Annotated in this window: 10 protein-coding genes and 2 pseudogenes; 5 read left to right on the top strand and 7 right to left on the bottom strand. The window is 35.4% G+C overall.

Annotation, left to right across the window (positions count from 1 at the left end):
* Positions 1 to 18 precede the first annotated feature (18 nt).
* The 5 genes and pseudogenes from EKL95_RS02090 to EKL95_RS02070 all read right to left on the bottom strand — a co-directional run bounded on the left by EKL95_RS02090 (position 19) and on the right by EKL95_RS02070 (position 3,987).
* The gene (locus EKL95_RS02090) at positions 19 to 1,398 is read right to left on the bottom strand and encodes a porin (protein WP_126458373.1); all 1,380 of its coding nucleotides are present in this window, start codon (positions 1,396 to 1,398) and stop codon (positions 19 to 21) included.
* A 102-nt stretch (positions 1,399 to 1,500) separates the two neighbouring features.
* A complete protein-coding gene (locus tag EKL95_RS02085; protein ID WP_126453860.1) occupies positions 1,501 to 1,920 on the bottom strand; it encodes a helix-turn-helix domain-containing protein in 420 nt (139 codons plus the stop codon).
* Positions 1,921 to 2,175: 255 nt separating this feature from the next.
* Positions 2,176 to 2,379 (bottom strand): annotated as a pseudogene (locus tag EKL95_RS15010) (hypothetical protein); the annotation flags it as partial.
* A gap of 169 nt (positions 2,380 to 2,548) precedes the next feature.
* Positions 2,549 to 2,725, bottom strand: a pseudogene (locus EKL95_RS02075) (DUF4212 domain-containing protein); the annotation flags it as partial.
* A gap of 23 nt (positions 2,726 to 2,748) precedes the next feature.
* Positions 2,749 to 3,987, bottom strand: a complete 1,239-nt coding sequence (locus tag EKL95_RS02070) for a hypothetical protein (RefSeq protein ID WP_126458375.1) — start codon at positions 3,985 to 3,987, stop codon at positions 2,749 to 2,751.
* Positions 3,988 to 4,873: 886 nt separating this feature from the next.
* Here EKL95_RS02070 and EKL95_RS15280 point away from each other — a divergent pair.
* The 4 genes from EKL95_RS15280 to EKL95_RS02055 all read left to right on the top strand — a co-directional run bounded on the left by EKL95_RS15280 (position 4,874) and on the right by EKL95_RS02055 (position 7,766).
* Positions 4,874 to 5,005 (top strand): hypothetical protein, encoded by a 132-nt coding sequence (locus EKL95_RS15280; RefSeq protein ID WP_255416219.1) that lies wholly within the window; start codon positions 4,874 to 4,876, stop codon positions 5,003 to 5,005.
* Positions 5,002 to 5,829: a uroporphyrinogen-III C-methyltransferase gene (gene cobA, locus EKL95_RS02065; protein WP_126563425.1), complete on the top strand. Its 828-nt coding sequence runs from the start codon at positions 5,002 to 5,004 to the stop codon at positions 5,827 to 5,829. The genes EKL95_RS15280 and cobA overlap by 4 nt, the downstream gene beginning before the upstream one ends.
* Positions 5,830 to 6,018: 189 nt before the next feature.
* Positions 6,019 to 6,933, top strand: a complete 915-nt coding sequence (gene moaCB / locus EKL95_RS02060) for a bifunctional molybdenum cofactor biosynthesis protein MoaC/MoaB (RefSeq protein ID WP_126561234.1) — start codon at positions 6,019 to 6,021, stop codon at positions 6,931 to 6,933.
* 416 nt (positions 6,934 to 7,349) lie between these two features.
* On the top strand, positions 7,350 to 7,766 hold the full coding sequence (locus EKL95_RS02055; RefSeq protein ID WP_126561233.1) for a hypothetical protein: 417 nt from the start codon (positions 7,350 to 7,352) through the stop codon (positions 7,764 to 7,766).
* Positions 7,767 to 7,934: 168 nt separating this feature from the next.
* On the opposite strand, the gene EKL95_RS02050 is transcribed toward EKL95_RS02055, so the two are convergent.
* A complete protein-coding gene (locus tag EKL95_RS02050) occupies positions 7,935 to 8,624 on the bottom strand; it encodes a hypothetical protein (RefSeq protein ID WP_126563424.1) in 690 nt (229 codons plus the stop codon).
* A 1-nt stretch (position 8,625) separates the two neighbouring features.
* A complete protein-coding gene (locus tag EKL95_RS02045; RefSeq protein ID WP_126458385.1) occupies positions 8,626 to 10,392 on the bottom strand; it encodes a DUF885 domain-containing protein in 1,767 nt (588 codons plus the stop codon).
* 179 nt (positions 10,393 to 10,571) lie between these two features.
* On the opposite strand from EKL95_RS02045, the gene EKL95_RS02040 reads away from it, so the two are divergent.
* Positions 10,572 to 12,719, top strand: coding sequence for a M3 family metallopeptidase (locus EKL95_RS02040; RefSeq protein WP_126563423.1), 2,148 nt, complete (start codon positions 10,572 to 10,574; stop codon positions 12,717 to 12,719).
* Positions 12,720 to 12,732 lie beyond the last annotated feature (13 nt).

Below are 12,732 nucleotides of genomic sequence, written 5' to 3'. Positions count from 1 at the left end.
TGTTATTTTTAAAATTGATTATAGATAAATTTGAAGTTGTACTATGAAGTCTCCTAATGATCCTGAGCGGTTTGTAAGAGAGGTGTATACGGGTCTAGTTGAATATTGTGCCGTTATTTTGGCATGGTGTCCATCTAGGAAAAAGTTAGATCCTACATCAAACTGTGTGCTTGATTGTTCCAAAGCATCAAAGTTTTTATAGGTAACAGCACCAAAAGGCTGGATACGAATTTTAGGTTTCGCTTCTTTACATGGCAATAAAACACCAGCTTGTGTGTACCAAATATTTCCAGATCCCATCGTTGGCTGTGCATTTCCAGCTCCCGCTATAGCTCTACTCCCTGTGAAATTTGGATCTACTGAGCCAATATTCATAATCCCAACATTACGCAAATAATTAGGACCAAAATCATAATCATATAGTACACTGTAAGCTGTAACTGCCATTTTGTTTTCTTTTTTTCCAATAGGCATATCAAGAAAAACATCGGCAGAGAAAAGTTTGATGTCATGTTTGTTGATAGTGCTGTTTACAGAAGTTTTTGTGGCATCAGGCGCAGTGTAAAAACCAGCGCCAATGTTGAATACTTTTTTAGTTCCTAAATAGCTACCTACTTTAAAAGGCAATACATTAGCTTCTTGATCTAAAAATTGATACTCAAAATAACCCGCTTTAGACCATTTTGTATTTCCACTGTTATCTACAGCTACGGCATTCGATGCATTCGAGGTATTTGTAGGTGTTAAATTCGTAGCATACGGTTTATTATAACTCATTCTGTATTCTAACTTACCGTATTTTCCTTTAGCGAATAAACCTACTTGTCTGGCAAACTGATCGGAGTTCTCTATTAAAGGCCAGTTAAAAACAGGGGCGTCTATGGTTAAGAAGTTTAGCGTTGAAGCCATCGTAAGTCTAGACAATCCCATGTAGTAGTGCAATCCAGCACCGAGGGTGAAACTAAATTTCTTATCTTTTTCTGGCAATACAACTGCATATTCATTCCATGCGTCATGAAAGAATAAACCTGGTTTTTTTCCGGCACCGTAGCCACCAGTACCTGAGGATCCTGCTGCACCACCGTTAATAAAAGTTTGGTTGTTGATTCCAAAATGGGTTAAGATCATGTATCTTTTGGATACTTGTGCATAAGCTAGAAAACGCAAACGTCGATTACCAATGTCGGTTGCAGTTGAAGTTGCTTCGCCACCAATCATTGTTCCTGGATTCATCTGAGAGGAACGCATCCAGATCTGGTTCCATGCAATTACACGCATGAATTTGGAACCGTCTTCGTTCAGGTTAAATTTCAATCCAGCGCCATAGTCAGTAGAGCCTTGTGAAAAACTTTTTAGCGACAATAATAATAGTACCGCTATAAAAAATATTTTTTTCATAAATAAAATTTTGGTTATTAAATGGTTGGTTAATAAAGTGCCAAATTGAGTTATTTAATTCTAGAAAAAAATTTTGATATATTTTTATGTAAAGATATATAGTTAGTCCTTGAATCGTTCCCATTTTATGAGCATAAATTTGTCTCCTAGTTCTGTAATGATCATGCCTGCCCCGGATAACAATTGTTTGTTTTTGAGGTATTCTACCAGTTCTAAGTGACTAAAAATCTTATAAGTAGGGTGGTAGTTTGCGTGCGAAGGTTTTTTGATGTTAAAGGACTTTACCCAATTGCTGATCGTAACATGTGAAACGCCAAGAATACGCTCTATTTCTCGAAAACTGAGTCCTTCCAGATACAGCTGTAAAGCCTTGGTAACATAGTAATCATCAATCTTTTTTCCTATTTTGTTAACCGTGAAAAAATACTTGCATTTTTTGCATAAATACCTTTGTTTACTGTTAATTATGCCGCTTTTTATAATCTGATTGTTTTGGCATTTAGGACAGCTTAAAATCTCCATATATATAAATTTTGCATAAATATAGTAATTTAGCAACAATTTAAAAATGAATTGTGTAAAAAAAATGGATTTATTTTGCACACTATCTGTTTTTATTGGGGAATGCTTTAATTATAAGTAGATAAATGCAGTTTTATATAAAATGGTTTTTAGAAAATAGAAATTAAATAGGTGTTGAAAATTAAATAGGGTTTGCCTCTTTGTAGTGACTTTTTTTAGACAAAAATATCTTCGGTAGTAAATAAAAAGCGCTATTCAATCTGAAGAATAGCGCTTTTTATTGGTATTGAAATTGGTTCTAAAGGAGGAGTCTTCACCAACACCAGAAGGAATTCGGATGTTTTCTACAATTTCCTGAACTTCCTGCGGTGGTTCCGGTGTAAAACTATTGATAATAAAAGCAACAATGAAATTGGCTAGCATAGCGATTGTACCAAAACCTTCTGGAGAAATGCCAAAGCGCCCGCAGCTACCAAAGCAATAACCCAATCCGGTAAATTGGCAATTTCCGGATTTGTCAATACCATAATGTCATTGTCATTTTTTAGTTCACTTCCCTTTAATCCTTTTGCTTCAGCAGTGGCTATAAAAGCCGAATCCTTTTGCTTCAGCAGTGGCTATAAAAGCCGGATCCTTGCTGTGCAAACCAAAATCCCAGTGGAAATCCGCCCAGTTTTATGGTGTTTAATTATTCTGCAAATAGTATTCCTGCTCCAAAAGAAGAGATAAACCAGATCGCTAGTAAAATAAAGGGGTATCGTATATTTTCCTTCCAATAGGCGCTTGCGTTTTCTGGTGTTGTCATACTGTTTTTTTTAATAGATTAATTTATAAATAGATCATGGCTTGCAATGTAATGGTATTGATGGTGTTGAACGTAGCATATTTCAGAGATTGAAATTCTAACGTTAATTTTGAATTATGGCCGCTGAAATAAGCATTGGCGCCAATTCCAAATTGATTTGCAGAATCATCTAAAACATCAATTTGACGATTGTCATAAGATACATACGGCTGGATACGGGTTTTAGATTCTCCCGGAATAACATACCCTACATGACCGTGAACTAGAGAGCCGGTTTCGTATGTAGTTCCTAATCTAAAATTTTCGCCATAATCTGTTTTTTGAAACATACCATAAGCGGTTATGGCACCTCCTTTAGTGCCAACTGGGACATCGTAAAAAGCATCCAGAGCAAAAATGTTTACATTTTCACCACTTATATTTCCCGAAGCATCCGCTACGACTGCACCATTAGGATGGGAAAAAAAACCGGCTCCAATATTAAATATTTTTTGTGTTCCTAAATAGGATCCTACTTTATAGGGCAAAACATTACTTTCGGTATCAAAAAGGCTGTATTCAAAATAACCAGCAAAGGTTTTTCCGGCAGCTTTTGAACCCAATAACCTTCTGCCGGTATAGGTGGCGGCTCCATCATTAGTAGGCACAACTAATTGTTCTAAATTATTATTTGAGGCTTCATTCACAGAAACGCGATACTGTAACTTTCCAACGGTTCCTTTTGCATAAACCCCAATATGTCTGGCAAATTGATCCGATAAACCCAGCGTAGCCCAGCCTTGACGCGTATTGTCTAAGGTCATTAAGTTCAAAGTTCCTTGGTTGTTCATTCTGGAGATTCCGTTCCAATAATGCAGCCCTGCTCCCACGGCATTATTTGCGCCCACACTGTACTGTGCCCATGCATCATGAAGAAAAAATTGTGGGCCATCACCAAGTCCGGTTGGCGTCATTGAATTAGCATTTAAACTATTCAATCCAACATGAGTGACTATCAGAAAGTCTTTATTAATTTGTGCTAACAATAATACTCTGGATCTCCTAACGCTAAAATCGAGATCGCCTTGTTGGTTTCCATTGGCATCTAAAGGGCGATCCGAATTGTATTGGGACCAAATTTGAGCCCAGGAAATCACCCTTAGATATTTTGTTCCTTCGTCATTTAAATCGAATTTCATCCCAGCCCCATAATCTGGAGAACCTTGTGAAAAACCTTTTAAAGAGAAGAGCAATACGAAAACTATCAAATACGTTTTTTTCATAATAAATTAGAATTTAAGGCGTTAAAAAATATTCTTGCAACAATGCTAAAGTCCAATTTTATATTTAGTATAAAAATATATGGTATATATATAAGTTAAATACTATAGTTTTTATTTAAATTAAAGCCTGAATGCACCGGAATAGATAAGTATGTTTGTGGTTGATACATGCCTGACAAGAACAAAAATGGATTGGTTTTTGACGAAGCGTATTCAATTAAAATTCTAAAAATCAATGTTTTAAATTATTTTTATTTGTAATTATATTTTTTTTAAGGAATTTAACCGCTATTGGTTCAGCGGGAACAACACGATTCTTGCCTTGTTTTAAAATCAATACGATTTCTTAAATTAGGAATGCTTTTGTTGTATTAAAAAAGAGTAATAAGGGAAATGCAGTGGTTGTTTTATAAATATTTCTCAAATAAAATTTATTAGTATCTTTCTTTTTTTTGTATTGCTTACAGAGCTTAAGCTCTGTGTAACTATTTTTTTTAAAGAAGAAAAGGTTCGTGTGTATATAAATTTTGCATAACTATAGTAAATTTGCAATTATCCAAAAAACGAATTATGTAAAAAATAACATATATTTTTATATTATTCTGTTTTATATTCAGTTAATTATCTTAATAAACGACGATACAATAGGTTTTTTGCTTAATAATCACATATTGACTGTATCTTGAATTATTTTTATTTTTTAACTAAAACGATAAAACGACTAGGATTTTAATATAATTTTTGTCTTTTTGTATAAATCTAATTTATTTATCATAAATAAAAAACTGCTTTTGAAGAGGCAAATCGGATGCATCCTTTGATAGGAATCTATTCGAAACGAATACTGCCAGTTTTATAAAAGGCAATTGATGAAAATGAGTTAAAAATGATGCGCTTTATTGCAACTGTACAACGCCAATTGATTCCGATTCCGAATGAAAAAAGACAGGTGTTTAAAAATATAAATGCTGTTGCCGAGTTGAACGAATTGAATACCAATTTATCCCAGTTAAAATGAAAAATTCCAATACACCAAAATTGACAATCGTAGGGGCAGGTCCCGGAGATGTAGAGTTAATTACTTTGAAAGCGATCAAAGCATTAGAAAGTGCCGCTGTTGTTTTGTATGACGCCCTTGTAAATGAGGAATTGTTGCAATATGCGTCGAATGCCGAAATTATTTTTGTGGGGAAACGTGTTGGTTGTCACGCCTACAGTCAAGATCAAATTAATGAGTTGATTGTATCGATGGCAAAACGTTTTGGTCATGTCGTCCGGTTGAAAGGTGGCGATCCATTTGTTTTTGGAAGAGGAAGCGAAGAGATTGAATATGCTGAAAAATTTGATTTGGAAACCGCAATTGTTCCCGGAATTTCATCGGCTTTAGGTGTCCCGGCGTCTAACGGAATCAGTTTGACACAGCGAAAAATTGCCGAAAGTTTTTGGGTAATCACCGGAACTACTTCGAATCATAAATTATCTAAAGATGTGGCTTTGGCATCGCAATCCGCGGCAACGGTGGTTATTTTGATGGGAATGAATAAATTAGACGAAATTATTTCGATTTATCAAAACAACAGAACCGATGATTTACCGGTTGCCATCATTCAGAACGGAACAAAAGACACGGAGAAAAAAGTGGTGGGAACCATCAATTCTATTGTGAAATTGGTTCAAGAACACCAACTTTCGTCACCTGCAATTATTGTCATTGGAGAAGTAGTGCGAAATGCTTCAAAACTAACGGCTTATTTTCAAGAGAAGAAAGTAGAAGATATACCTGTTTCTGATAAAGAAATAGTTGAAAACAGTACTTTTACGGGGAATAAAAATAGGTTGTAGTATAAATATCATAAAGTAACCGAGTCGAAGGTCTTAAAGGCGAAAGTCATAAAGTCCGTTGTCGATAGCGATTGTCTTTAATGATTGTCTTAAACATTTTAAAGTACAAAAATAATTAAAAAGTAGTTCGTAGTTTCTATAATTAGTCGTTATCAGATTTAACCTGAAACTTTAAACATTTAAAAAAAAATGGTTGATATCACACATAAAATAAGTACGCTTCGTACAGCAACCGCAAAGGCCACAGTAATTGTGAGTCTTCAAGCCACAATTGACGCCGTTATAAATAATCTGGTTCCCAAAGGAAACGTACTGGAAATGGCTAAAACGGCTGGTTTATTTGCCGTGAAAAACACGCATTTATCCATTCCGGATTGCCATCCTATTCCAATTGAATTTACATCGGTGGAATATGAAATTAACGAATTACGCATTGATATTATTTTCAACGTGAAAACGGTTTACAAAACCGGAGTTGAGGTAGAGGCGATGCACGGTGCTTCGATTGTGGCGCTTACGATGTATGACATGCTGAAACCAATTGACAAAAATATCGAGATTTCAACCATTAAATTAATCAGTAAGGAAGGCGGAAAATCGTCTTTCAAAAATAGATTTCCATCCGCAATTAAAGCGGCGGTTTTCGTTTGTTCCGATTCTATTTTTGCGGGAGATAAACAAGATCGTTCCGGAAAAATAATCGTTGAAAAATTGGAAATTAGCGGTGTAGAAACGACGCATTACGAAATCATACCGGATGAAATTGATGTGATTCAGGAGCGGACTAAAGCTTTTGCCAAAGAAAATCAATTAATCATTTTTACAGGAGGAACCGGGCTTTCGCCAAGAGATGTCACCCCGCAAGCACTGGAGCCTTTATTAGAAACCCGAATTCCGGGAATCGAGGAGGCCATTCGCAATTATGGACAACAACGCATGCCGTATTCCATGCTTTCCAGAACAGTCGCGGGAACTTTAGGGAATTCGTTGGTATTGGCTTTGCCAGGTTCAACCAATGGCGCAAAGGAATCTATGGATGCGATATTTCCTCATGTGCTGCATGTTTTTCATATTTTGAAAGGCAATAATCATGATATCAAATAAGGCTGTTTTATCGAATGATTTTGGATGTAAACACCACTATTTACGTATTTCTCTAATTGAGAAATGCAATTTGCGTTGTGCCTAGTGCATGCCAGATGATGGAATTGTAGTACCTCCAAAAGCGAGCTAGGGATTTTGTGAAAAAAAGTACGAGAATGTGGTTTCCCGTAAAATCCCTAAAGTAAAAGGATTTACTTTTGAAGAAGATATAAAGCTTAATGCGTTTTTATCAGTATTTTCGGTATTAAGTTATATATTTGAAAATAAATGAACACTGACTTTTATTAGACAAAGCGACCTAATTTAGGGAAGATAAGTCTTATAGGGTTTGATCTTTATTCGAGTTGGTGGTCAGTTTTTCCGAACTAAACGAAAATTAAATAAACCCAATAGATAAAACTTAAATCAAAAAAATTATGAAGAAAATAATATTTATCTCATTAACAATAGCATTTTTTTCTTGCTCTAAAAATGACGAGCAAATAGATTTAGTTAAAAATGATTTATTAAAAAATCAAAACATTACTAAAACTGAATTAGATCTTTTTAAATTTACTAATTCAAAAGTTTTAGGAAAAGATGCTTATAAAAACTCTTATGATGAAATGTATAAAAAAGCATCAGGCTTGATAGACTCAGATTTAACAGAAAGTGCTATGTACAAAGGGATAAACAAACAAATTGATACATTAGGAACAAGCTATGATAAAATTAAAGATAAAAGCTATTTCAAAATAAATGCTTATCGTATGACTGAAAACGATACTGTATCTAAACTGATTTATTATATAACAGACAAAAATAAAATTTACGATTTTAAAAAGATTAAATAACAAAGAAAATTCCCCGCTCGTGCCCATAATCAAATTCTTCAATCAGTTGAATTCCTCGAGGCTTTACCTCGGGGTTAGAGAGGAAAGTTAGCAAGTCCACTATCGTTGCGCTCACATATCCGAGTCATCAGGTATATCTCCGGATTTCTATGTTTTTTAGTGAAGTTTCTATAAAGCAGAAAGAAATTTTGCAATTTCAATAATACTCTTTTCCTCTTTCAAAGAAAAGGTATTCTTTTTTAAGTAAACTGCAATTTCCTCTTTTTTCATTGGGAACAAGTCTTGAAGCTCTTTCTTGTTCTTTGGCATTGGTCTTGCTGTTTTATTTTCTAAACTTAGATAATACTCTGCATTTGTTTTAACAAATTTTGCGGGTTTAGCTTGCTGATAGCTTGTTCTGGCCTCTGTTGCTTTTTGGAGTATAATTTTATCTCTTCGGTACAAGGCGAAATAGCTTGTACCATGTAATTCAGATAGGTACCCATAAACGTCGCCTTCTTTATTTGTGTAATTTAAAAGTTTTAATTTATTTTGGTTAGAAACCATAGTGATGGTATTATATGGAGCTTTTTTTGTGAGCGAAAAGAATTGGTCACCCTCACTTTGAATCTCTAGAGTGTCTGTGACGGCATTGTATCGCACCATTAATTTTTTTGGAACATCAGAAACTTCCGCTAATTGAAAGTCTTTATTGAGGTACTGCGTGCCTTCTGTTTTTGCTAAAACAGGATTGTTTAAATCAGTGCTTCGATATAATACACCAGTTGAGTATGGGTCAATTTTATCAAGATGTCCTTGAGAATAGCTATTTAAAACAATGCAGAACAGGAATAAGACGTTAACGGTTATTTTTTTCATTTTAGTTAGATTTAGGTATCCAAGCATTAATTTTATTTTCTAATATCGCTAAAGGCATTACACCGGATTCCAATACTTTTTCATGGAATTTTTTAATATCAAATTTAGCACCCATTTTTGTTTCGGCTTTTTTACGTAATTCTAGAATCTTCAACTGACCAATTTTATAGGATAAAGCCTGTCCAGGGATGGCCATATACCGCTCTATTTCTGGAATAATACTAGCTTCACTTTCGGCCTCATTTGCTAATGAATATTGGATGGCTTGCGCTCTAGTCCAGCCTTTGGAGTGCAGTCCAGTGTCAACTACTAGTCGCACTGCGCGGTGCATTTCATTGCCCAGCATTCCAAAGTATTGATACGGATCTTGATACAATCCCAGTTCTTTTCCTAAGCTTTCCGTGTACAAAGCCCAACCCTCACCATAAGCGCCAAACCAATTGAATTTTCTGAAGTCAGGAAGATTTTCGTTTTCCTGCTGCAAGGATATTTGGAAATGGTGCCCAGGAACGGCTTCATGCAAAAACAAATCTTCATCGCCGTACATATTATAATTCGCTACATCAGGTATCGGAACATAGAAAATGCCTGGGCGCGAACCATCAGCAGTTCCTTGATTGTACTCGGCGCTAGCCGTTTTTTCTCTAAAGGCTTCTGTTCTTCTGATTTCAAACTTCGTCTTGGGTTGGAGTGCGAATAATTTATCTACATTCGGTTTGATTCGGGTATAAATGCTTTGAAAATTGGCTATAACCTCTTCTGGTTTTGTAAATGGTTTTAATTCTTTTTTGTTTCTAACCACCTCAAAGAATTCTAATAAAGTGCCCTTGAAACCTACTTGCGTTTTTACCTTTTCCATTTCGGAGTTCAATCGTGCGACTTCTTTTAATCCCAGTTCGTGAATTTGTTCGGGAGTCATATCAGTAGTGGTCCATTGTTTTACATACGTGGCATATAACTCTTTTCCAAAAGGCAAACTTCCTATTCCGCTGGTAGCTCTGGAAGCAGGAAGATATTCTTTATTCAGGAAATCGGCCATTTTCTTGTATTGCGGAATCAATTTGTTGTTGATGGTTGCGGTATATTTTGCGGTTAACTCGTTTTTGATTCTGTCAGGAAAAGTAGTAGGCAGGAGTATTATAGAAGAATAAAACAAATTGTCTTCGATTTTAGGTGTAGCCATTTCTGCAAATTGTGGAATCAGTTTTACCGTTAATGATTTTGGTAAAACAACCCCTTTTGCCATTCCTTTTTTCATATACACCATTGCTGAATCGATCCAGGCAGCATATTTGTCCATTCTTTTTAGGAAATTGGTGTAATCTTGTTCTGTCTTAAATGGTTGTGCACCGGTTCCTCCCGCAAATTGTCCCATGGTTAGATGTGTTCCCCAAAATTGATGTACCGGCAGCAAATTTGTCGGTTGTTTTAATAAATCTTTCCCGATTTCAACTTCCCATTTGATGATTTCGTAACTGTTTTTTTCCTCTTCGGATAAGTCTTCAATAGCAAATCCTTTTAAGGCAGTTTGGTATTTGTCAAAGAAAGCTTCTTGTGATTTTCTAAAACTGTCCGTCATTTCAAACTGCAGTTGGTCGTTGTATTGGTTTTGACCACTTTGGGTCGCATCCAGAGGATTCATAGCATTTTTGTCGTCAAAATAATTTTCTGTCAGACTGCTAAAGTCTTGTTTTTTTTCTTCCGATTTACAATTAAGTAGCAATAATGAAGTGGTTACGGAAAGTAAAAGAGTGGTTATTTTTTTCATAATTATATTTGGTAATAGATTGAGCTAATTTATTGTTTTTTTTTCAAATTCAAATGTAAGAATAGTTTTTCGTTTGTAAAAACATCTTTATTTGTCATAAAATTTAGTTAACGCGCCATCGTACAGTTTGTTTTTAGTAGATTTCTGCTAAATTTACTTTTTTAATTAATCACACCTAAATGAGAAAAAAATCCTTTTTTATTTTGTTAGTTATCGGAAATATGCTAACAATTGAAGCACAAGAAAAACAAGAAAACACTAGTATGAATCCATTTTTTCAGGCTTACGACACGCCGTTTAATGTGCCGCCTTTCGATAAAATTAAAAACGAACATTTTAAGCCCGCGATTTTAGAGGGAATTAGTACCCATCAAGCGGAGGTTAATGCTGTTGCAAATAATACGCAACCCGCTACTTTTGAGAATACTATTCTTGCCATGGAAAATGCAGGGGAATTATTATCGAATGTGAATACGGTTTTTTCTAATCTGAATTCGGCGAATACCAATAAAGAGATTCAGAATATTGCCAAAGAAATGGCACCAAATCTTTCCGCGCACAGAGATAATATTTACCTGAACGAGAAATTATTCGCAAAAGTAAAAACGCTTTGGGACAAAAAAGAAACTTTGGGACTGAATTTAGAACAGGCTAAAATTTTGGATAATGCGTACAAAAATTTCGTTCGTAGTGGAGCCAATTTATCAAATGCTGACAAGGAAATATTGCGTAAAATAAACGGAGATCTTTCGCTGACCAGTTTAAAGTATGGACAGAATATTTTGGCGGAGACTAATTCATACGAGTTGGTTGTTGATGCCAAAAAAGATTTGTCCGGATTGCCACAAGGATTAATTGATGCTGCTGCTGTTGATGCCAAAGCAAAAGGCAAAGAAGGAAAATGGGTTTTTACCCTTTCTAATTCCAGTGTGATGCCATTTCTGCAATACAGTTCTAATCGAGAATTGCGCAAGCAAATTTGGAATGCCTACCAGACTAGAGGTAATCAAGATAATGAATTTGACAATAAAAAGAATGCAATAGCATTAGCAAATCTTCGTGGGCAAAAAGCACGATTATTAGGGTATAAATCACATTCTAATTATGTCTTGGAAGAATCAATGGCTAAAACTCCCGAAAATGTGAATAAGCTATTGAATGATTTGTGGAAACCAGCTTTGGAAATTGCTAAAACGGAAGCTGCCGATATTCAGAAAATGATGGCTAAAGAAGGAATTAAAGGTGCCGTACAGCCGTATGACTGGAGGTATTACACGGAGAAAATTAGAAAAGAACGTTTTGATTTAGACGAAGAAGAATTAAAGCCGTATTTCAGTTTAGAAAATGTTAGAAAAGGCGTTTTTCAAGTAACCGAAAAGCTTTACGGGCTTCAGTTTAAAGTATTGACGGATGTTCCAAAATACCATGAAGATGTTACCGTTTGGGAAGTGACTGAGAAAGACGGAACCCATTTGGGTGTTTTATACATGGACTTTCATCCGCGTGAATCCAAACGAGGCGGTGCATGGATGACCTCGTACAGAACTCAAAAAACGGTTGACGGAAAACGCGTGGCTCCAGTAGTTTCTATTGTTTGTAATTTTACTAAACCATCAGCGAATGCCCCAGCACTTTTGACATTTGATGAGGTTACGACTTTCTTTCACGAGTTTGGACATTCTTTACACGGAATGCTGTCTAATGTTACCTATAAAAGTTTAGCAGGAACAAGTGTTCCAAGAGATTTTGTAGAACTTCCTTCTCAAATTATGGAGAATTGGGCAGCTGAACCAGAGGTCTTAAAAATGTATGCAAAGCATTATAAAACTGGGGAAGTGATTCCAGAAACATTGGTGAATAAATTAAAAAAAGCAGGGACTTTTGACCAAGGTTTTACTACAACAGAATATCTAGCAGCTTCTTTATTGGATTTAGAATACCATTCTCAAACCAAAGACATTACCGTTGATGCAAACGCTTTCGAAAAAGCAGCAATGACAAAAATTGGTTTGATTCCATCTATTATTCCAAGATACCGAAGTACGTATTTCAGTCATATATTTTCTGGAGGATATTCTTCCGGATATTACAGTTATATATGGTCAGGAGTTTTAGATACGGATGCTTTTGAAGCGTTCAAAACAACTACTTTGTTCAATCCTGAAAAAGCCAAATTATTCCGTGAGAATGTTTTGGAAAAAGGAGGGACAGAAGATCCGATGGTTTTGTACAAACGTTTCCGCGGTGCGGAGCCAAGTATTGAACCGCTGTTGAGAAAACGTGGTTTGGACAAAAAAGAAGAAGTATTTAAAAAGATAAAAGGATAAAATAATTTTGTTC

The sequence above is a fragment of the Flavobacterium sp. LB2P53 genome, from assembly GCF_003970305.1.
In the GTDB taxonomy this organism is placed as follows: Bacteria; Bacteroidota; Bacteroidia; order Flavobacteriales; family Flavobacteriaceae; genus Flavobacterium.
Note: the sequence above shows the minus strand (reverse complement) of the source record. Positions and strands in the feature narration are given on the sequence as shown.

What these genes read in the sequence shown, in the direction of transcription:
- EKL95_RS02090 (WP_126458373.1), bottom strand. Translation starts at nt 1,398, where the DNA reads ATGAAAAAAATATTTTTTATAGCGGTACTATTATTATTGTCGCTAAAA.
- EKL95_RS02085 (WP_126453860.1), bottom strand. Translation starts at nt 1,920, where the DNA reads ATGGAGATTTTAAGCTGTCCTAAATGCCAAAACAATCAGATTATAAAA.
- EKL95_RS02070 (WP_126458375.1), bottom strand. Translation starts at nt 3,987, where the DNA reads ATGAAAAAAACGTATTTGATAGTTTTCGTATTGCTCTTCTCTTTAAAA.
- EKL95_RS15280 (WP_255416219.1), top strand. Translation starts at nt 4,874, where the DNA reads ATGATGCGCTTTATTGCAACTGTACAACGCCAATTGATTCCGATTCCG.
- cobA (WP_126563425.1), top strand. Translation starts at nt 5,002, where the DNA reads ATGAAAAATTCCAATACACCAAAATTGACAATCGTAGGGGCAGGTCCC.
- moaCB (WP_126561234.1), top strand. Translation starts at nt 6,019, where the DNA reads ATGGTTGATATCACACATAAAATAAGTACGCTTCGTACAGCAACCGCA.
- EKL95_RS02055 (WP_126561233.1), top strand. Translation starts at nt 7,350, where the DNA reads ATGAAGAAAATAATATTTATCTCATTAACAATAGCATTTTTTTCTTGC.
- EKL95_RS02050 (WP_126563424.1), bottom strand. Translation starts at nt 8,624, where the DNA reads ATGAAAAAAATAACCGTTAACGTCTTATTCCTGTTCTGCATTGTTTTA.
- EKL95_RS02045 (WP_126458385.1), bottom strand. Translation starts at nt 10,392, where the DNA reads ATGAAAAAAATAACCACTCTTTTACTTTCCGTAACCACTTCATTATTG.
- EKL95_RS02040 (WP_126563423.1), top strand. Translation starts at nt 10,572, where the DNA reads ATGAGAAAAAAATCCTTTTTTATTTTGTTAGTTATCGGAAATATGCTA.